Source organism: Ligilactobacillus pobuzihii E100301 = KCTC 13174 (assembly GCF_000349725.1).
GTDB classification, from domain to species: Bacteria; Bacillota; Bacilli; order Lactobacillales; family Lactobacillaceae; genus Ligilactobacillus; species Ligilactobacillus pobuzihii.
The window spans coordinates 1-20612 of record NZ_KB714704.1 but is presented as its reverse complement, the minus strand read 5'-3'; the positions used below and the strand labels follow the sequence as shown (position 1 = coordinate 20612).

Sequence of the window (20612 nt, the reverse complement as noted above, 5' to 3'; positions counted from 1 at the left end):
GAAAAAAATGAATATTAATATACTTATTGGAACAAACATCAGAAATAGAAGACTGAGTCTAGGTTTAAGCCAAGAAAAATTAGCAGAATATAGTGACCTTTCAACAAATTTTATTTCAAAACTTGAACATAGCTCCGAACAAAACATCAGTATTAACAAGCTTGAACAAATTTCTAAAGCTTTAAATACTGATATCACATCCTTAGTAAGCCCCAAAAACCAAAACAATAATAATAATTTAACCTTTTCACCAAATATAAATCTGTTACTTAAACAGCTTGACCATCTTGAACCAGAAAAGGCTGAGCGTCTCGCAAAATATTTTTCCAATATCATAGATGAATTATAAAAAGCAACCTACAAATTTGTACACAAAAAACTAGAATTAACTTTACTGAGCTAATTCTAGTTTTTTGGTAGAAACTTGGTAGACATCTTACACTTAAACATCGATTTTAAGTTAAGTAAAGCACACTCAAATCGCTACAAATTAAGGTTTCCCTTTCAAGTTGCGTAAAACTGCTATTCCCACTCAATTGTGGAAGGCGGCTTAGAAGTAATGTCATACACAATGCGGTTAACATGATCTACTTCGTTCACGATCCGAACAGAGATTTCTTGTAAAACATCCCAGGGGATCTGTGCAAAGTCAGCAGTCATGCCATCGATCGAGTTGACGGCACGGATCCCAACTGTATAGTCGTAAGTCCGTCCATCACCCATGACACCTACTGAACGGATACCTGGTAGGACAGTAAAGTACTGCCAGATTTCTTTATCTAAACCATGTTGAGCGATAACTTCGCGTAAGATCGCATCACTATCACGCACGATTTGTAACTTGTCTTCGGTAATTTCACCGATCACACGAATCCCTAGACCAGGACCAGGGAATGGCTGACGCCAAACAAGTTCGTGGGGCATTTCTAGTTTTTCACCTAATTCACGGACTTCATCCTTGAATAAAGTATTCAAAGGTTCGATCAATTGAAAGACCATGTCTTCTGGCAAGCCACCAACGTTATGGTGTGACTTGATCGTTTGAGCTGTATCAGTCCCTGATTCGATCACATCGGTATAAAGTGTGCCTTGAGCTAACCACTTAACACCTTTTAATTTAATAGCTTCATCATTAAAGACCTGGATAAATTCATTACCGATGATCTTTCGTTTCTTTTCAGGATCTGTCACACCAGATAACTTGTCCAAGAAACGTTGTTGTGCATCAACTTTGATAATGTTCAAGCCGAATTTGCCAGCCAAACTATCCATCACAAGTTGCGCTTCATTTTTCCGCAACAAACCGTGGTCAACAAAGATACATGTAAGCTGATCGCCAATTGCTTTATGTAACAAAACACCCACAACCGATGAATCAACTCCGCCAGACAAGCCTAACAAGACTTTATCATCGCCGACTTTTTCACGGATCTTATCGATCTGCATATCAATAAAGTCTTCCATCGACCAGTTAGAACGTGCTTCACAGACATCAAATGCAAAATGACGCAAAATATCATTCCCGTATTCTGTATTACGAACTTCTGGATGGAATTGCAAACCGTAGAATTTCTTGGCATTATTTGCCATCGCAGAAATCGGACAGTTAGGACTCGTTGCTGTCGACTCAAAACCTTCTGGTACGGCTGTAACCAAGTCACCATGACTCATCCACACCGTTTGTTCTTCCGGCAAGTCTTTAAATGTTGGCGCCTGATCATCTGTAATTTGAATCAGAGCCTTCCCATATTCTTTATTCGCTGCACTTTCAACCTTGCCACCCAGTTCATTAGCCATGATCTGCATTCCGTAACAGATTCCTAACACTGGGATACCCAGGTTGAAGATTTCAGGATCAACGTCAAAAGAACCTTCATCGTAAACACTGTTAGGACCACCTGATAAAATGATCCCTTTAGGTGCCATTTCCTTGATTTCAGCGGCTGTCAGTTTATGTGACAGCAATTCAGAATACACACCGAATTCACGGATACGCCGTGTGATCAGCTGGTTATACTGACTCCCGAAATCGAGGACGATGATCTTGTCGAAGTCCTTTATATCAACTTTAGCCAAGATATTCACCTCATTTTAAATTTTACACTAACTACTCAATTTATTGTAACGGCGGTTGTCCCGTCGGTCAATCTTTTCTCAAGAAAAACCGGACAAAAAAGCAGACTCAAACGAATTTACGCAAGTAAAGTTCGTCAACCAAATGATTTTTTCCTTTATTCAAGATTAAATCTGCGCGATTTCTTGTCGGTAAAATATAGGAATGCAAGTTTTTATGATTAACGTCATTCCACAAATCTTCTGCCATCTTATGAGCAATATCACGGTCACCAATTGCATAGGCATGATAATAATCTTCGGGCTTATCCTTTGCTTTATCCAAAATTAAATCAAAACGTTCCATGTACCATTTTTTGATCAGAGGTTCAGCAGCATCGACATAAATTGAAAAATCAAAAAAGTCACTGATATAGATCTGTTGGTTACTTGGCAACTGTAAAACATTGATTCCCTCTAAGATCAAGATGTCCGGCTGGTCGATCACATCATATTTACCTGGGATACGGTCATAAACCGAATGTGAGTAAACTGGAGCTTTAGCGGTCAAACCATTTTTAACATCGTTGATAAAATTGATCAAAGCTTTCATATCATAGCTTTCGGGAAAGCCCTTACGTTTCATTAAATGTCTTTTCTTCAATTCATCAGACGGATACAAAAAACCATCAGTCGTGATCTGCTGAATCTTATTATGTGGGAAAATGTCAGTCAGTAAGTCCCGCAATAAACGCGCAACCGTACTTTTACCAACAGCTACAGAACCAGCGATCCCGATAATAAAAGGTGGCTTCTTATGTTTGATACCTAAAAAATCTGCCAATTTTCCCTGCGCATAGTTACGAGACTGCATCCGCATCCCCAACAAATGAACAAGCGGCATGTATATTTCTTCTACATCTTTTAAAGAGATCACATCATTCAATGATTTGATCCGCATTAATTCTTGACTAGATAAAGGAACATAGTGATCCCGATAAAATAAGCGCCATTCTTCACGTGGGATCTGATAATAATTAAGTCGATTTTCCATTAGTGATAAACGCCTTCCACATTTGATTTAAACATTCGCTATGCATTATAGCATACCAGACACGCGTTTGTACTATTTTGATGTCAAAAATAAAATCGTTTTCGTGCAACTATTTGGTATCGACTTTCTTATTTATGCTATAGTAAACTAGATTTATATTGAGTTTTAAAGGATGAGAAATTATGCAAAGAATCATTTTATTTGGTGATAGTATTACCGCTGGTGCAACGCATGGTTACCCCACCTCCGTTTACACAGACAAGTTAGCCCAAGCCTTAGCTCCACGTGAAATCGACCTAATGAATCGTGGCGTTTTAGGCGACAATACTCAAGGCGGACTAGCTCGTTTGCATTCAGACGTTGTGGATCATGACCCAGATCTAGTGGTCATTTTCTTTGGGACTAATGACGTGCAGGTCCCGAAAATGACCTTACAACAGTACCAAAATAACTTGGAGATCATGTTAAAACATATTGGTGCTCAAAAATGCATCTTGATCACACCGGGTATTACTGGCCCGAGCCGTCAGGAACACCGGCCTAACGAAAAATTACAACAATACGCTTTAGCAACGCTCGAAACAGCCAAAGAATACCAAGTGGGCTACGTCGATTGGTTTAGTGAAGCAGTCAAACATAGCGCGTCAGAGATCTTACAAGACGATGACTTACACTATGCTCCACGTGCCTATGACCTTTTATTGGAAAAACTAGCTCCATTGGTTTCACAAAAATTAATGGACCAAAAAGTAGCTGGTGCATAACTAGCTGTGCAATTCTAAAAGGGCCGTTGATCTATCCCACTAAATGGGTTAAATCGACGGCCCTTAAACGTGTTCCAAAAGATTGAAGCCTTACTGTAACAACGTTCGCGTTATTCTGGCTCTTCGCTTTGCTACGAACCAAAATAACGCGAACATCGTTACAAATCGGCTTCAAAACATCTTTTGTCTCACTCTTTCAATATTTTACACACGGTCAAGCAATTTATACCGATCCGCTGGAATGTCTGACATCAATGGCGTTAATTTGCCAGATGCAAATATATTCAAACGATGCATCGCCCGTGAACAGATCGTATAGACTAACTGACGTTCATCTTCACGATGATAGTTAGTTTCATTTGCATTCCACACAATAATAGCGTCAAATTCAAGTCCCTTTGCTAAATACGATGGGACAATTATTGTCCCAGAAACTAGACGTTGGTTTTCAGTTTTGATTGCCGTAACTTTTTGTCCCAAGGCCTTTAAACGTTCTGTTAAATCTTCAGTTTCTTGTAGACTCTTGGTTACGATCGCTGTGGTCATTTTATCTTGCTGATTTTGCTCTAATTGGTCAGCGACATCTTGAACCATCCGAGTTTCATCGATATCAACAGTAATAGTTGGTAAATCACCTTCCCGGTTGAAGGCCTCTACTTCTTCACCATTTTCCAAAATATCTTTACTAAAATCCGTGATCTGTTGGGTCGACCGGTAAGACTTCGTTAATTGGACAACTTGAGTCTTTTCTGGTTCAAACATCGTACTTAATTCACTCAACAAAGAATGACTACTCTCCTGGGTAAAGATCGACTGGTTTAAATCACCTAGCATCGTAAACTTAGCTCGCGGAAATTCCTCTTTTAATAAGGCTAACTGGTAAGCTGAATAGTCTTGGATCTCGTCGATAAATACTTGGCGCATTTCCAAGTCGCCTCGCTTACCGATGATCTGGTCAAATAGGTAAAGGTAAGCCGTCACATCAGTCAAAGAAATACGACCATGTTTCATGGCTACGATCGTTTTGTCAACTGTAGACAACCAGTCTGTCCGACTCAAACCAAATTCACTGACGTCCAAAAGATCTGGTAGATGCCGTAAAAAGTGTGCATATTGCCCGTTAATATTGATAAAACGGTTGCGCACGATCGCCTTTTTGATCACTTGGAATTCACGTGTAACATATTCACGCGTTAAGAATCTTAATTCCTTGTCACCATCAGCAAAATTACGCGGGTGATCGCCATAAAGGTCAGTTAATTCCTCCTGGCTTAACCCTTGCACTGCTTTTTGGACTCGTTCTGTCCGTGCTTCGCGGTTGACCTTGCCGCTTAATTTCTTCAACAAAGATTCACGAGTGGCTGACAAACGATTCCGCAAATTATAATTACTATTAAAGCCATAGTAAATATCTTTTATCTGTTCTTTAGTAAAAAACGGTTTGCCTCGGAACATAATATTCTTAAAACGCATACCCTGGCTGTTCAAAAAATCGGCGTACGCATTTGTCGCCTTGAAAAAGCTTAAACTGTCCTTTAAATTTTTAGCAGCTCGTTCTTGATCATTGTTATCCTCTTCAAACCGCTCTTGTAAAGTTTCAACGTGTAGCTTAGGTACCCGTCGTTTGGCATACTGATAAAAGGTCATTTGAACCATATTTTGTTCACCTAGTTCAGGCAAAACTTCATTAATATAATCATTAAATAACTGGTTCGGTGAAAATAAGATAACTTGACTAGAACTTAAATTTCCTCGGTAACGGTACAACAAGAAGGCGACTCGCTGCAGCACCGCCGAAGTTTTACCGGAACCGGCTGCCCCCTGAACAAATAAGAGGTCAGACTTAGTATCCCGGATGATCTTATTTTGTTCTTTTTGAATAGTCGAAACGATACTTTTCATCTTCGTATCCGATGACTCATCCAATACTTCCAGCAACATTTGGTCACCCACAGTCTGGTCTGTATCAAAAACTGTCATGATTTTGCCGTTTTCGACCATAAACTGCCGTTTCAAAGTCAAGTTAGCACTTTGTTTTCCATCAGGTGTATCGTAAGAAACTTCTCCGAGCCCACCTTCATAATAAATACTTGAGATCGGTGCACGCCAATCATAGATCAAAAAGTGATCTGGGCTGTCCGTAAAAGAACTTAGTCCGATATAAACACTTTCTGGTTTTTTCTCACCACTTTCCTGAAAATCGATCCGTGCAAAGTAAGGTGTTTTTTCCAAACGTTGTAAAACATCCAACTGTAGGGTCGCTTGACGCCAGTTATTTTCCCGTTCCTGTAACATCGTTTGTTGTTGACGGACTGTCAAAGCCGTTTCCATCAAACCAGAATAAGTTCCTGTCTTGATCCGAACATTATTTTTAAAATCATTCATGATCGCACGCTGATCTTTGCCAGCACTATCGATGTTAGCCTGGCTTTTTGTTTTTGCTTGCTTAATTTTATCAACAACATAGTCCATACGTTGCTGTTCTTTTTGTTTAATTGTCAAACTCACGCCTCCGTTTGAGTTGAAATCTAATGAAATATTCTACCATTATTTACAGACTGCTACAAATAAAGTCGCCCACATTTAACACCAGAACGTGCAAGTTGCCATATGTTATAAAATGCTTGTAAAATTAAACTGAAATCTGTAAACTATTTGGGACTGAGACAAAGGGAAAAAATTACGTCGGAATGCCAAATTTTTTGTGCTTATAAAAAGCGCTAATCAAAGGAGTCTGGTTTATGAATCTATCACTTGTTATTGTGGCTTTTGCTGCATTTATTACTCCGATGATCCTCGCAAAGTTTAAAGTTTCACTCTTGCCAAGTTCAATTGCTGAAATTTTAGTCGGGATCGTTTTGGGAAAAAGTTTTTTTAACGTGATCCACGAAACCCAAGTTTTGACGACCATGTCAACCTTGGGTGTGATCTTATTATTGTTTTTAAGTGGGATGGAGATCGACTTTTCTTTATTTAAAAAATCGGATACTTCCACTGCACTTGCAGCTAAAAGAGCTGAAAACTCCTCTGATCATTCACCTCTATTTGCAGCCGGTGTCGGTTATACATTGACCGTGATCACTGCAATTATCTTAGCTGTTTTACTGAAAATCACCGGACTATTCTCCGATATATTTTTGGCTGCGATCTTATTAGCTACTGTTGCTTTAGGGATCGTCATCAGTGTCTTAAAGGAAAACGAATTACTTGGCAAGAAGATCGGACAAACGATTTTGTTATTTGCTGTTTTAGGTGAAGTCATCCCATTAATAGCATTAACTATTTACACTTCTGTTAAAAGTGGTCACGTTGGTACCTTATGGCTGATATCGCTCGTTTTTTTAGCCGCGGCCTTTTTACTTTTCCGTTTTCGTAATTTCTTTACTCACTTTCAAGAATATACCAAATCCACGACACAATTAGATATGCGCTTTGCTTTTTTAGTCATAATCGTTTTAGTTGTTTTAGCTGAAACAGTTGGTGCTGAAAACATTTTAGGTGCCTTTTTAGCTGGGATCGTCATCAAACTTTTAGAACCCGAAGAAACGACCCAACAAAAACTAGATGCCATGGGCTACGGTTTTTTGATCCCTTTCTATTTTATTTTGACGGGAGCAAAGCTTGATTTACCAGGTCTGTTAAGTTCAAAGACCACGCTCGTGTTGATCCCGTTATTGTTAGTGGCTTTCTTTATTACTAAATTACCGGCTTACTTTGGCTTCAAAGCCTTATTTGGCAAAACCAATTCATTTGCCGCTACTATGTTGTCAGAGACAACGATCACTTTGATCTTGGCTGCCACAACGGTTGCGCAAAATATTGGTGCAATGTCTACCGCTCAAAGTGGTGCGTTTATCATTGCAGGTATCCTAACATGTCTACTCGGACCGTTATTTTTCAAACGGATCTACCAGCCCAGACATGAACCTACTGTCAAAACTTCCGTACACTTGATCGGTGCAAGTTTGACCGCTGTTAACGCAACTCACGGCTTACCCAATGATTGGTACTCGATCAAAATGTACACCGATAATCAAGGACGTTATGATGCCTACAAAGGTGTCACTGACATTACTTATCTTGATAGTATGGAACCAGAAAAATTGATCAAAGAAGAAATTTTTGACACAGATGTGCTGGTATTGGCTCACCGTTTGGCAAAAGACAACTATGATCTAGCACTGGCTGCTAAAAAATATGGAGTCCCACGAGTCTTACTACGCTTAGATACTCAAGACCCAGATGAAGCCCAAAAAATGAAGGCTGAACTCGAAAAGAAAAATATCGAATTTTTCAGTACCTTCACGACTGGTGTTGGCGTCTTACGTGCCGCTATTCAGTCACCGGAACTCTTACGCTTGTTAACATCTACAGATGCTGAGATCTTTGAGATCCACTTAACAAATTCGCTTTATTCAGGGATCGAATTGTCCGAATTACCAGAGATCCAAAACATCGTGATCAGCCGAATCGTGCGCGACCGGCAGTTCTTACCACCAAGAGGCGACATTCAGTTACAATTAGGCGACCATCTCTTACTTTCCGGGAGTCGAAAAGATGTAGCCAACCTACGTCAGTTGCTAAATAATCAAAACTCAGTCGAAGCGTAAATCGGTACGTATAAGAGCTTGATCTGTTGTATACTAGAAGTATCAACACTGTAGAAGGAGGAATTCTATAATGTCTTTTTCTGTATATCTTGTGCGTCATGGAGAAACTTATCTCAACTTGTATAACCGAATGCAAGGGTGGTGTGATTCACCACTTACGCAAAAAGGGATCAACGACGCACACTCTGCTGGGAAACGTTTGACAAACAAGCACTTTGACTACGCCTTTCACAGCGATACAATGCGTACCAAAAGAACATGCGAATACCTATTAGGAGAAAATCAGGCAACTGATACTGATTTAAAGCCCAAAGAACTACGGAACTTCCGTGAGCAAAGTTTTGGGTATTTTGAAGGCTCAGATGCCAGTCAAGCTTGGACTATGATCGGAGCTAAACACAACTGTCATTCATTCAAAGACGTTGTGGAGAACTATTCTTTGGTAGAAACACGCGACTTCATGAAAGAAGCTGATCCATTTGGTGACGCAGAAAATGACGCTGAATTCTGGAGTCGGGTCAAGATCGGCTTTGATTATTTGCGCGAGAAGATCCCAGACGACAAAAATGTGCTAGTTGTCAGCCATGCCATGACGATCAGGAGTATCGCTAATTTATTCGACGAAAAGACACCGTTATTTCCAGACCCTGATAACGGATCGGTCACTAAACTGACCGTAGATGGGCACAATTTCACGGTCGATTACTATAATCAAACAGCTGAAGATTTCGATTACTAAGAGATTTGAAAGTAAGGAGTAGAAATTATGTCATTTAACATTTACTTAGTCAGACACGGACAGACGATCTTGAATCGTTATAATAGAATGCAAGGCTGGTGTGATTCACCGTTGACACCTAAGGGCATGCAAGATGGGCATATGGCAGGGCATCATCTAAGCCATATCAATTTTGCTCATGCTTTTCACAGTGACACCACTCGAGCAGAAAAAACATGCCATTTCTTGTTGCAAGAAAACGTGGCTTCCCCAGAATTACCAGAACCAGCGGAACTCCCAGCTTTTCGGGAACAAAGCTACGGCTACTACGAGGGGAGCGACTCCGACCAAGCCTGGTTAATGATCGGCGCATCACATGGCTGCCGTTCATTTCATGAAATGGCTGCGAAATACTCAATGGATGACACCAAGGACTTTACCAAAGAAGCTGATCCTTTCCATAACGCAGAAAATGCCAAAGAATATTGGAAGCGTGTCGATGCAGGCTTTGATTATTTAAAGTCCATTGCACGTGACGGTGACAATATTTTAGTTGTTAGTCATGGTACAACGATTAGAAGTATTGCGGCGCGTTTTGACAGCAACGTTGATCAAACCGTCGGACCTAAAAATGGTTCAGTGACAAAATTAGCTATGGACAGAGATGATGTCAAAGTCGACTACTTTAATCAAGTCGATGATGACGCTAAATACTAAAAGGAAACAGAACGAATGACACCAGCGAAAATTAATAAGTTCGCTGGTGTCATTTTTCATGCTTAAATATGTTTGTGTTGTATAATTGTATAACTTAGTTATCGAAACTTCGGGACACATCACTGTGTACGCGACTTACTTTAGCTGATTTCGCGTCATATTCTCATTTGTAATACATACTCCAGCATACTTAGCAACACATTTTAAGTTGTGATGCTTACTTTGATGAAGTTAGCGTTACATTTCTACTTGCATGACTTACTTTGACGGAGTTAGCGTTACATTGCTGCTTGTGTGACTTACTTTGACGGAGTTAGTGTTACATTGCTGCTTGTGTGACTTACTTTGACGGAGTTAGTGTTACATTGCTGCTTGTGTGACTTACTTTGACGGAGTTAGTGTTACATTGCTGTTTGTGCTACTTATTTGAGCAGAGTAAGTAGCACAAACCAATATGTGATACTTACTCTTCCCATCTTTGTGTCACATATCAATTTATGATGCTTACTTTGACCGACATAGTGTTGCATCTACTTCAGCTTCCCCAATGTATTCTATCTTGAACCTTATCAAAATAATTTTTGCGATCACCAAACCAATATTGAAATTCAATTCCTTTGTTCTGATAACAAAATTGTTTTGATTTAAATTTAAGTGAATTAAAATGTTTCACTAACACCCTCTCCAGATAGCTTCTACTATATCTTTCCCCTAAGAAGTCGAGCAAATCACTGATCCTTAGATTTTCCTTGAAGAACAGTATTCCATATTCACAAATCGTACACACATAAGCCGTTTCTTTTGGCTGACAGTATTCACAGTGTTTGCAACGTAAATAATATCGATGTTGATGGAGCTCAAACCCACCACAATTAGGACACTTTATCCCCTTAGTTAATTTCCTATCAATCTCGGTAGAAAAATCATTATCTGGTCGATAGAAAGTAACAATATAAGGTTGTAAAGACTCCTGCCAGCGCATTTGTGCGTTTTGTGCTGACTGAGAACACAGTTTTTGCGCCCAGCCACAAAAATCCCACAAATATTTGACAACTACTCCTGTTTCTTCTTTAATATCGAGTACTGCTTTATGATCAGTAAATACGAGTACCTTAATGATTTCAATGTTCACATGGTTTTCTGCAAAAATCCGCGCTAATATATCGTGAGTACGATCGATCTGACCAAAAATACTGTGGGTCAATGGTTTTCCGTTGCAATACCAGGTCCGATCACGAAAAACATAGTGACCACGATAATTTTTAATATCAATTAAGTACAATTTATTGCCTATTTGAAGTAACTTATCAACCTGTATCCGCTGTTTATCAAAAATCAAATTCACATCATCTAATACTGGATACCGATCCTTGATGATGCGTTCAATAAGTTCGTCGACCTGTAATTCACCTTTATAACCTTTTTGACAAGCCAACAACTGTTGTTTCTCACGGTCGTTCAAACTAGTACGCGCTTGCAGTGTCTCTAAATACTGCATTTCAAATGATTTCCTACGCATTTGACTGTTCTCCTTTCTTTTACTACTATCAAATACGCAAAATTTATCTTTTTTCATCAAAAAAAAGCAACTATCTCTAAAATTTAGATAATAGTCGCTTTTACAAACTCTCATTTAAACACTAGGAGTTTCCTGTTTTTCTTTTTTATAGTTAGCTGCCCGTTCCTGATAAAAGGAAAGTTCTTCTTCTGAACAACGTACAAAATGACCTGGAGTGATTTCCCGTAACTTACGTGGCTGCCCTTCCTTATCTTGTTCTATCGAAGCGTCGTAGGGAACTCGTTGACGAGTCCGTTCAAACTCTGGATCCGGTTCAGGAACAGCTGAGATCAAACTCTTAGTGTAGTCGTGCAACGGTGTCAAATAAACATCATCAGCAGGTCCCACCTCTAACAGACGACCATAGTGCAAAACACCGATCCGGTCTGAAATATACTTGACCATTGACAAGTCATGCGCGATAAACAAATATGTTAAGCCACGTTCTTTTTGCAAGTCTTTCATCAGGTTAACGACCTGAGCCTGGATGGAAACATCCAAAGCTGAGATAGGTTCGTCAGCGATGATAAATGATGGTTCAACAGCTAAGGCACGCGCGATACCGATACGCTGTCGCTGCCCACCCGAAAATTCATGTGGATAACGGCTAGCATGGTCACGATTCAATCCAACCGTTTCAAGCAGATCTTCAACCTTTTTGCGGCGTTCAGCCTTGTCTTTGGCCAAACCATGAATGTCTATCCCTTCAGCAATGATGTCTTCAACGGTCATCCGTGGATTCAACGAAGCTTGCGGATCTTGAAAAATCATTTGCATGTTACGCGTAAATTCAAGTTTCTCTTTTTTACTCTTGAACGAGCTGACATCCTTACCGTTAAAGATAATTTGACCATCAGTCGGATTGTACAAATGAATAATACTACGCCCGGCTGTTGTCTTACCTGACCCTGATTCACCAACAAGTCCAAACACTTCTCCGTCATAAATATCAAAAGAAATGTCATCGACCGCCTTGACCATATCAGGTTTGCCCACGCCGAAGTATTGCTTTAAATGCTTAACTTCGAGAACTTTTTTTTGATTTTCTGGCATGTGGTTTCTTCCTTCCTTGGTCTACTAATTTACGTTTGCTTGCATTTTCTTAAAAATTTTTTTACGCCGCACAATTTCATCGGGTGGTGTGATTTTCGGTGCATCCGGATGCAACAACCAAGTTGAAGCAAAATGTGTTTCTGAAACTTTAAAGAACGGCGGTTTTTCCTTCTCGTCAATCTTCATTGCATATGGATTTCGAGCAGCAAACGGGTCACCTTTCGGCGGATCCAGTAAGTCTGGTGGTGTACCGGGAATAGCTTGTAGATCCGTACTATTCAATGTCGGCATTGAGTTGAGCAACCCCCAAGTATAAGGGTGTTGCGGATTATAGAAAATTTCATCAACTGAGCCGTATTCGATGATCTGGCCAGCATACATAACGGCCACACGATCAGCCATGCCTGCAACAACACCCAAATCATGCGTGATGAAAATAATTGAAGTTTCAATTTTTTGCTGCAATTCTTTCATTAGATCTAAAATCTGTGCCTGGATCGTTACATCCAAGGCTGTAGTTGGTTCGTCAGCAATCAGGATCTCTGGATAACAAACCAAAGCAATCGCGATTACGATCCGCTGACGTTGTCCACCAGAAAATTGATGAGGGTATTCATTGATCCGCTCTTCAGCATGATCGATGCCAACTAGCTTTAATATTTCAAGGGCTTGTGCTAAAGCTTTTTTCTTTTCAACATTTTTGTGTTTCATTAATGGTTCAGCGATTTGACGACCGATTTTCATAGTTGGATCAAGGGAAGTCATCGGATCTTGGAAAATCATGGCAATATCTTTACCACGAATATCTTGCATCTGTTTTTCAGATTTCTTCAAAATGTCCTCGTCATGGTACATGATCGAACCGCCGACCACTCTTGCGTTATTGGCTAAAAGCCCCATTAAACTCTTAGTCGTAACTGATTTACCTGAGCCAGATTCACCTACGATAGCAAGTGTCTCACCTTTATCCAAATGAAAACTAACATCACGGATAGCTTTAACATCACCTGCGTAGGTATGAAAATTGATCTCAAGATTATTTACATCTAAAATTCTTTCACCCATAATTCAACCTACCTTCTTGTTCTTGGATCAAATGCATCTCGTAAACCATCACCGAGTAAGTTAAAGGCGATCATCAAAATGACCAGGACAATTGCTGGATACCACATCTGGTAAGGCAAGAACTGGAAGTTCTTTTGACCATCATTCAATAATACACCCAAAGAAGTTTGCGGTGCGGAGATCCCGATACCAATGAAACTCAAGAAAGCTTCAAAGAAGATGGCACTTGGGATCGTGTACATCGTTTGGATAATAATGATACTTGAAACATTAGGAACCAAATGTTTCCATGCGATCTTACCCGTCGATTCACCCAACGTCCGAGCTGCCAAGACATATTCTTCTGTCTTTAATGACAATGTCTCCGCTCGGATCATCCTGGCCATCGTGGTCCACTCTGAGATCGCCAAGGCTAAGATGATCGATGTCATCCCAGGCTTAAAAACAATCAACATCAAGACAACAATGATCAAGTTAGGGATAGACGAAATGATTTCAATGATACGCTGCATCACATTATCAGTTCGTCCTCCCTTCCAACCCGATACAATACCATACGAGACCCCGATCAGTAAGTCAAACAATGTCGCAACGATCGCAACAGTCAGTGAGATTTTTGTTCCATAAATAATACGCTGTGCTAAAGAATGACCTAAATAGTCAGTTCCCAAGGTAAAATGAACGCTATCCTTGATGCCATTTTCCTTATAAACATCGGTCCATTCTCCGCCAACCTTCATCTTACCGTTTAGCCCATTGATATCGATACCAGGGACCTTAGCCGGTAAATTAGCATATTCAGGGTTAGATTTAACCAACTCTGAATGGTTAATAAAAGGTGTGGAACCAAATGATACGATCACCATGATCAAAATAATGAATAATGAAATCACGGCACCTTTGTTTTTCTTTAGTCGACGCCATGCATCTTGAGAAAACGTTAATGAAGGAGCGGCAATTTTTTCACTTTCAATTTCTTGTTCCTGATCATGACCTAATGGTTCGAAGCTGTCCGGTTGTAAATTATATTTCTCTTCTGCCATTTATTAGTCCTCATTTCCAGTAAGTCTGATCCGTGGATCGATGATCCCATAGATAATATCTGTGATCAAGATGATAAGAACTAGGCCAAAACAAAACAACATTGTAACACCCATGATCGTTGGGTAATCGTTGGTCTGGATCGACTTAACATATTGTTCACCGATACCAGGGATCGAAAAGATATTTTCAATAACCATGGAACCTGTCATCAATGCAACTGTGTATGGTCCAATTAGGGTTACTAATGGGATCAAACTATTTCTCAAAGCATGATGATAAATGATACCAAACTTATTCATCCCTTTTGCGCGTGCCAGTTCAATATAATCGGAATTCAAAACATCGACCATTCCGGTCCGAATGAAACGCGCCGTTTCCGCTAGTGGTCCAACTCCCAAAGCGATCGTTGGTAAGATCGTATATGAGAAGCCTTCCCAGTCAGCAATTGGGAACCAGCCTAACTTCAGCGAAATGTAATACTGTAATAAGACGGCTAAAACAAAGTTCGGTACCGACTTACCAATGATCGAAAGGACCGTTGCTGTTGTATCGACCCATGTATTACGGTAAATAGCGGCAACTGAACCAACAATGATCCCCAAGATCACACCGAATAGCATTGCTTGTACACCCAGTTGAGCGGAAGCACCGATACGGCTTGATATCAAGTAAGAAACAGGTTGATTACTAAATTGGAACGAGGTCCCTAAATCACCATGGACCATCCCAAAAATATAAATTACATATTGCATCCAGATCGGTTTATCCAAACCATACTGTTGGTTCATGATCTTGATTTGTTGTGGCGTCATTTTTTCCTGATTGGAATACGGTGTACCAGGCATTAACTTCATTAAGAAGAATGTTATGGTAGCAACCAAAAACAGCGTCAAGACCATATATAAGACCCTTTTTAGCAGGTATTTTTTCATAATTCACCCTCACATTCTAGGTTTATACTATGTACAACAACCAAACCAGTCGGGTCTCTGGCTTAGTTGATGCAGCATCCTATGCTTTTAACATTTCTTTATTGTAACTTTAATAGCGATCTTTATCAATTCATATCTCTCATAATGTTCGGATTCTACTAATTAATCATCAGATAAGTCAAAAGGAATTGACAACATAGAGCGTGTCAATTCCCCCTGGCCGCACTCGGCTTTTTGATTAAAGAACCAGACTATTCTTTGATATAAGCATCCTTAAAGTTGTAGTTAGCACCAGATGAATTGTAGATAACACCCTTGACTTTATCTTTAACCATCCATGCAGTTGATTGTTGATAAAGTGGTGCGACACCTTGTTCTTGAGCTAAGATCTTTTCAGCTTGGACCAAATCATCCCAACGTTTGTCAGCATCTCCTGCATCTGTTGTCTTAGAAGCTTGGATCAGCTTGTCATATTCACCATTCTTCCATTCACCATCATTTTGTGAATTATCAGATGTGAATAAATCTAAGAAACTAATTGGATCAGCGAAGTCAGCACCCCAAGCGGAAATTACCATATCGAAATCGCCTTGTTCTGAACGTGTCAAACGTGTCTTAAATGGTACGTTTTGAACGTGAACATTAACGCTATCGCCAAGTGTAGATTCGATCTGACTTTGAACGAATTCTGTCGTATCCTTAGCCTTATCAGTATCATCACTCAACAAATTGATATCCATCTTAGATTCGCCAACTTCTTTCATCCCTTCTTGCCATAGCTTCTTGGCCTTCTTATTGTCGTTTTGTACGCCCTCTTTGACGTAAGCCTGATCAGCGAAATCCTTGCCCTTATTTTTGGCTAGGTCCTTAGATACAAGACCTTTGGAGACCGTTGAACCATCACCTAAAACTTTCTTCGTCAACTGTTCACGGTTAACTGCCAACGACAAAGCTTGACGGATCTTCTTGTTTTGGAAACGTTTCTGAGTTTGGTTATATTGAAAGTAGAATGTACTTGCGGCTTTACGAGCCAAAAACTCTTTATCATTTTTCAGTTGTTTAGCCTGTTGAGAGCTCAAAGGAGTTGCATCCAACTTGTCTGTCTTGTACAAGTTATAAGAAGTTGAGTTACTCTTATTGACCTTATAATTGATCTTATCAAGTTTAACGTTTTTCTTATCCCAATACTTACCGTTCTTGTTCAAACTCCAGCTTAAATTAGAACCAGTCCATTTCGTTAACTTAAACGGTCCGTTATAAACCATGTACTTCGAAGCAGTACCATACTTGCTGCCAGCATCTTTAACCACTTTTTCATTTTGAGGGAAGAATACCGGAAAGCCCATTAGTAATTTGAAGTATGGGATCTGTTTTTCAAGGTTAACAGTCAATTTGTAGTCGCCATCAGCTTTGATTCCTAATTCACTGGTCTTTTTCTTGCCATCCATAATTGCATTGGCGTTTTTAACACCATCAAATAAGTATGCATACTGTGAGCCAGTCTTTGGGTCAACTGTTCGTTGCCAGGAATACACAAAGTCCTTAGCGGTTAGATCATCACCGTTAGACCATTTTGACTTTCGTAAATCAAATGTATATGTTAAGCCGTCGTCAGAAACATGCGTTTTCTTAGCCAAACCAGGTTCAACCTTGGAATCTTTACCTAAACGATAAAGTCCTTCAAGTGTATTATTCAGCTGGTTAAAACTAACTACGTCAGTTGCCTTAGATAAGTCCATACTTGGTAGTTCGGCACTTTCATCCCAATTCAAAACTTGTTTTGAATCACCAGATGAAGACTTAGAACCACATGCAGCTAATGTTAAGGCAGAAACAGCCACTACGGCGCCTGCTGTTGCAAATTTTTTAAGCTTCATTATAGTAACAACTCCTTTTTATATGTATTGATAGATACAAAAATATCTCTCTCAACGTTGTTTAAATTCTATATGAAATTGATATTAAAATCAATAGTATCCTCTAATCTTTTTAATGTTTATTTTAAATGATTCGCATAAAGCCCAGATTTTAAGGACATACAAGCAATATTTTTTCTCATTTTTATAAAAGGCGAACTGTTTGATAGCGCTATATTTAACTAATGAAAAAGCCCTATTTTCCGTATATTATTAATTTTCTATCATCCAAGATCTATTATTTTTCAGAGTTTCTTATTCTAACATAGGCTTATCTTCACTTAGTAATGGAAATCTCATAAACGCCACAATGAACCAAGCCAAATGTTATAATGTTTATGAAAATGAATGGGGGAAAAAATATGGATGGTGCAATTCTTGCAGGAATTGACAGTGGACAAGAAAATTTTGAATATACAATGAACGAACTTGCGGCCTTGACCCAAGCAGCAACTATCAAACCAGAGCTAACTATTACTCAAAAGCTTGATAAGCCAGTATCTGCAACTTATTTTGGCAGTGGTAAATTAAATGAGATCAAAAACGCGGCCACTGCCAAAAGCGCGATCGATCTGATCATTAATGATGAATTAACACCAACTCAACTAAGAAATATTGAAGACCAAACTAATTTAACTGTGATCGATCGAACGGCTTTGATCTTAGAGATTTTCGCTCGGCGTGCGCATACTCGTGAAGCAAAGCTGCAAGTTCAAATTGCTTCTTTGCAATATCGCTTACCACGTTTACGGACTTCAAGTTTAAATCGTTTTGACCAGCAAACTGCCGGGAGCGGTGGTGGCTTTACGAGTCGTGGTTCTGGTGAAACACAAATGGAATTAAACCGCCGAACTATCCAAAACCAGATCAACCATTTGCGTCATCAACTTAAAGAAGTTGAACAAGAAGAACAAACTAAACGTAAAGCACGTGATCGCTCTAATTTGAAGACAGTCGCTTTAGTTGGTTACACCAATGCAGGCAAATCGACCACTATGAACGGCCTTTTACGTTTGACTGGTCAGGACGAAGAAAAACAAGTATTTGAAAAAAACATGCTGTTTGCGACCCTTGATACCTCCGTCCGTAAAATTCAGTTTGCTGATAACAAACAGATCTTACTAAGTGATACTGTCGGTTTCGTTTCATCCTTACCACATCAATTGGTTGAAGCTTTTAAAACAACTTTATCTGAAGCAGCACAAGCTGATTTACTCATACAAGTGATCGATGCTTCTGACCCTCATGCTAAAGAAATGGTCAAAACAACTGAAAAGACTTTACGTGAGATCGGCGTGACTGGTATTCCCATGATCTATGCCTTTAATAAAGCTGATCTTGAACCACAGCTTAGTTATCCACAAATTGCTGGTGACCAAATCACATTTAGCGCTCAGGATGATGAGTCACTAAAACTCTTGATCAAAATGATCAAAAAAACTTTATTCGCTGATTTTGAGACTAAAACTTACTTGATCCCATTTGATGAAGGTAAGTATCTTGAACAACTCAATAGTAATGCCAGTATCCTTAACACTGATTATCTCGCAAAAGGCACTCTGATCACTGCTGAAGTATCTCCAGCAACCGCTGGTATTTTACAAAAATTTGAATATTCTAATTAAAAAGTACCGTATCCTTGTCTCACTCTCAAGACAAGGATACGGTACTTTTTAAATCAACTAATGAACACGCCGATCCATCACATAAGCAGATAATTGACGATCCTGTCCTTCCTGGAAACCTAAATAATGAAAAAATTTCCGTGCATCATTGTTCGGTTTAGCTGCAACCATGACTTGACCGACAGCACCAAAGTAATTCAACAAATGCAGCATCAATGTCTTGCCGATCCTTTTGCCTTGAAACTCAGGGCAAACTAATAGATCTTGAATGAAAACAACAGTTGAAAAATCACTTAAAGCTCGTACCAGTCCGACCAACTTATTATCTTCAAAAGCCGCGATAACAAAAGATTTTTTCAGTCCTTTTTTAAGATTATCAATATTTTCCACGTCTTTTTGCCAGCCAACCGAACTATATAACACAACGATGTCTTTTTTGGTCAGCCTAGGATTTACGATCAAATCCATGATCCCACCCCTTTTCGAATATGTACTTAAAATAAAGATTAGAAAAAAATGAAATTTTTATGTTTTTTATTATAAGAAAATGCACTGGTTTTTTCAAGCTAAATTTAGTGGTTTGCTTATTTATTAGCATTTAAAGGGCATATTCAATATATAACTATTCCTTAAAAAATGAGATTATTTTCTTATATTGGGTTTAAATACTCATAATAAGATGTCCTTATCCATTTAAAACAACTAGGTAAGTGAAAACTACAAAGTCGTGTTATCGTCCGCTTAAGATGACACAAGTTTATTTCTAAAGCTAAAAAGGCTGCTCTCTCAAAAATTTGAGAAAACAACCTCTTGATTTTATCATGCTTATGGTTGAAATTACCCATAGCAGAATAACCTACTTCACATAATTATATCTCTGCTTTTTTATCCGTACCTTTTTTCCATTCGCTTTGCTAGCAAGGACAGGGCATAACATACGATAAAATACATGACCGCGATGATCAGATACATTGGTAACATATACCGCGTGTCCTGTCCGTATATGATCTGAGCTCGATATAATAGTTCTGGCAAGACGATGATCGTAGCCAAAGACGTGTCTTTGACTAACGAAATGAACTGCGATACCAACGGCGGGATCATCTTTAACAAGGCCTGAGGCAAAATGATCTGCCACATAGCCTGCCAGTAAGTCATTCCCGTGGAACGCGCACCTTCCATCTGACCGGGATCCACCGCGATGATCCCACTGCGGACGATCTCAGCTAACATCGCCGATTCAAAGACCACTAAGGCCGTGATCGCCGCCGACATTGGTGTCATCCGTAGACCTAACCTCGGTAACGCAAAGTAGGTGAAAAAAATGATCAGTAGTAACGGCAAGTTCCGCAAGATATCGATCACGAACCCCACGACTGCCGAAACATACTTAAAGCCGACATAACGGACGATCCCCAAGATCAAACCGATCACAAAACTTAAGACGATCGAGATCACAGAAACTTCCAAGGTAACACCTAAACCGGCCAACAAAAATTTGAGA

General features: G+C 39.5%; 17 protein-coding genes. 6 read left to right on the top strand and 11 right to left on the bottom strand.

Annotation, left to right across the window (positions count from 1 at the left end; genetic code table 11):
• The first annotated feature begins 7 nt into the window (after positions 1-7).
• Positions 8-349 carry a helix-turn-helix domain-containing protein gene (locus tag LACPOB_RS0110990; RefSeq protein ID WP_017868870.1) on the top strand — a complete coding sequence of 114 codons (342 nt, stop codon included), beginning with the start codon at positions 8-10 and terminating at the stop codon, positions 347-349.
• Positions 350-522: 173 nt separating this feature from the next.
• On the opposite strand, the gene guaA is transcribed toward LACPOB_RS0110990, so the two are convergent.
• Entirely contained in the window at positions 523-2076 is a 1554-nt protein-coding gene (gene guaA / locus LACPOB_RS0110985; RefSeq protein ID WP_017868869.1) for a glutamine-hydrolyzing GMP synthase, read from the bottom strand.
• 106 nt (positions 2077-2182) lie between these two features.
• A complete protein-coding gene (gene coaA / locus LACPOB_RS0110980; RefSeq protein ID WP_017868868.1) occupies positions 2183-3106 on the bottom strand; it encodes a type I pantothenate kinase in 924 nt (307 codons plus the stop codon).
• A 182-nt stretch (positions 3107-3288) separates the two neighbouring features.
• Here coaA and LACPOB_RS0110975 point away from each other — a divergent pair, with 182 nt between their 5' ends.
• On the top strand, positions 3289-3870 hold the full coding sequence (locus LACPOB_RS0110975; protein WP_017868867.1) for a GDSL-type esterase/lipase family protein: 582 nt from the start codon (positions 3289-3291) through the stop codon (positions 3868-3870).
• A gap of 204 nt (positions 3871-4074) precedes the next feature.
• Here LACPOB_RS0110975 and helD read toward each other — a convergent pair whose 3' ends face one another.
• Positions 4075-6378, bottom strand: a complete 2304-nt coding sequence (gene helD, locus LACPOB_RS0110970) for an RNA polymerase recycling motor HelD (RefSeq protein ID WP_026142834.1) — start codon at positions 6376-6378, stop codon at positions 4075-4077.
• Positions 6379-6611: 233 nt separating this feature from the next.
• Here helD and LACPOB_RS0110965 point away from each other — a divergent pair, with 233 nt between their 5' ends.
• The 3 genes from LACPOB_RS0110965 to LACPOB_RS0110955 all read left to right on the top strand — a co-directional run bounded on the left by LACPOB_RS0110965 (position 6612) and on the right by LACPOB_RS0110955 (position 9915).
• Positions 6612-8480, top strand: coding sequence for a cation:proton antiporter family protein (locus tag LACPOB_RS0110965; RefSeq protein ID WP_017868865.1), 1869 nt, complete (start codon positions 6612-6614; stop codon positions 8478-8480).
• A gap of 70 nt (positions 8481-8550) precedes the next feature.
• Positions 8551-9219: a histidine phosphatase family protein gene (locus LACPOB_RS0110960; RefSeq protein WP_017868864.1), complete on the top strand. Its 669-nt coding sequence runs from the start codon at positions 8551-8553 to the stop codon at positions 9217-9219.
• A gap of 27 nt (positions 9220-9246) precedes the next feature.
• Positions 9247-9915: a histidine phosphatase family protein gene (locus tag LACPOB_RS0110955; protein WP_017868863.1), complete on the top strand. Its 669-nt coding sequence runs from the start codon at positions 9247-9249 to the stop codon at positions 9913-9915.
• A 535-nt stretch (positions 9916-10450) separates the two neighbouring features.
• Here LACPOB_RS0110955 and LACPOB_RS0110950 read toward each other — a convergent pair.
• From LACPOB_RS0110950 to LACPOB_RS0110925, 6 genes are all read right to left on the bottom strand, one after another.
• Positions 10451-11434, bottom strand: coding sequence for a nuclease-related domain-containing protein (locus LACPOB_RS0110950; RefSeq protein WP_017868862.1), 984 nt, complete (start codon positions 11432-11434; stop codon positions 10451-10453).
• 114 nt (positions 11435-11548) lie between these two features.
• Entirely contained in the window at positions 11549-12526 is a 978-nt protein-coding gene (locus LACPOB_RS0110945) for an ABC transporter ATP-binding protein (protein ID WP_017868861.1), read from the bottom strand.
• Positions 12527-12550: 24 nt separating this feature from the next.
• The gene (locus tag LACPOB_RS0110940) at positions 12551-13591 is read right to left on the bottom strand and encodes an ABC transporter ATP-binding protein (RefSeq protein WP_017868860.1); all 1041 of its coding nucleotides are present in this window, start codon (positions 13589-13591) and stop codon (positions 12551-12553) included.
• A gap of 8 nt (positions 13592-13599) precedes the next feature.
• The gene (locus LACPOB_RS0110935) at positions 13600-14634 is read right to left on the bottom strand and encodes an ABC transporter permease (RefSeq protein ID WP_017868859.1); all 1035 of its coding nucleotides are present in this window, start codon (positions 14632-14634) and stop codon (positions 13600-13602) included.
• A 3-nt stretch (positions 14635-14637) separates the two neighbouring features.
• Positions 14638-15567: an oligopeptide ABC transporter permease gene (opp3b, locus tag LACPOB_RS0110930; protein WP_017868858.1), complete on the bottom strand. Its 930-nt coding sequence runs from the start codon at positions 15565-15567 to the stop codon at positions 14638-14640.
• 251 nt (positions 15568-15818) lie between these two features.
• Positions 15819-17444 (bottom strand): peptide ABC transporter substrate-binding protein, encoded by a 1626-nt coding sequence (locus LACPOB_RS0110925; RefSeq protein ID WP_017868857.1) that lies wholly within the window; start codon positions 17442-17444, stop codon positions 15819-15821.
• A gap of 401 nt (positions 17445-17845) precedes the next feature.
• Here LACPOB_RS0110925 and hflX point away from each other — a divergent pair, with 401 nt between their 5' ends.
• Entirely contained in the window at positions 17846-19108 is a 1263-nt protein-coding gene (gene hflX / locus LACPOB_RS0110920; RefSeq protein ID WP_017868856.1) for a GTPase HflX, read from the top strand.
• A 57-nt stretch (positions 19109-19165) separates the two neighbouring features.
• Here the strand turns inward: hflX and LACPOB_RS0110915 are convergent, their stop codons facing one another.
• A complete protein-coding gene (locus LACPOB_RS0110915) occupies positions 19166-19576 on the bottom strand; it encodes a GNAT family N-acetyltransferase (RefSeq protein ID WP_017868855.1) in 411 nt (136 codons plus the stop codon).
• Between the two features lie 417 nt (positions 19577-19993).
• The coding region (locus LACPOB_RS0110910; RefSeq protein WP_017868854.1) for an amino acid ABC transporter permease at positions 19994-20612 on the bottom strand (619 nt) is incomplete at its 5' end.

What these genes read in the sequence shown, in the direction of transcription:
- LACPOB_RS0110990 (WP_017868870.1), top strand. Translation starts at nt 8, where the DNA reads ATGAATATTAATATACTTATTGGAACAAACATCAGAAATAGAAGACTG.
- coaA (WP_017868868.1), bottom strand. Translation starts at nt 3,106, where the DNA reads ATGGAAAATCGACTTAATTATTATCAGATCCCACGTGAAGAATGGCGC.
- LACPOB_RS0110975 (WP_017868867.1), top strand. Translation starts at nt 3,289, where the DNA reads ATGCAAAGAATCATTTTATTTGGTGATAGTATTACCGCTGGTGCAACG.
- LACPOB_RS0110965 (WP_017868865.1), top strand. Translation starts at nt 6,612, where the DNA reads ATGAATCTATCACTTGTTATTGTGGCTTTTGCTGCATTTATTACTCCG.
- LACPOB_RS0110960 (WP_017868864.1), top strand. Translation starts at nt 8,551, where the DNA reads ATGTCTTTTTCTGTATATCTTGTGCGTCATGGAGAAACTTATCTCAAC.
- LACPOB_RS0110955 (WP_017868863.1), top strand. Translation starts at nt 9,247, where the DNA reads ATGTCATTTAACATTTACTTAGTCAGACACGGACAGACGATCTTGAAT.
- LACPOB_RS0110950 (WP_017868862.1), bottom strand. Translation starts at nt 11,434, where the DNA reads ATGCGTAGGAAATCATTTGAAATGCAGTATTTAGAGACACTGCAAGCG.
- LACPOB_RS0110945 (WP_017868861.1), bottom strand. Translation starts at nt 12,526, where the DNA reads ATGCCAGAAAATCAAAAAAAAGTTCTCGAAGTTAAGCATTTAAAGCAA.
- LACPOB_RS0110940 (WP_017868860.1), bottom strand. Translation starts at nt 13,591, where the DNA reads ATGGGTGAAAGAATTTTAGATGTAAATAATCTTGAGATCAATTTTCAT.
- LACPOB_RS0110935 (WP_017868859.1), bottom strand. Translation starts at nt 14,634, where the DNA reads ATGGCAGAAGAGAAATATAATTTACAACCGGACAGCTTCGAACCATTA.
- opp3b (WP_017868858.1), bottom strand. Translation starts at nt 15,567, where the DNA reads ATGAAAAAATACCTGCTAAAAAGGGTCTTATATATGGTCTTGACGCTG.
- LACPOB_RS0110925 (WP_017868857.1), bottom strand. Translation starts at nt 17,444, where the DNA reads ATGAAGCTTAAAAAATTTGCAACAGCAGGCGCCGTAGTGGCTGTTTCT.
- hflX (WP_017868856.1), top strand. Translation starts at nt 17,846, where the DNA reads ATGGATGGTGCAATTCTTGCAGGAATTGACAGTGGACAAGAAAATTTT.
- LACPOB_RS0110915 (WP_017868855.1), bottom strand. Translation starts at nt 19,576, where the DNA reads ATGGATTTGATCGTAAATCCTAGGCTGACCAAAAAAGACATCGTTGTG.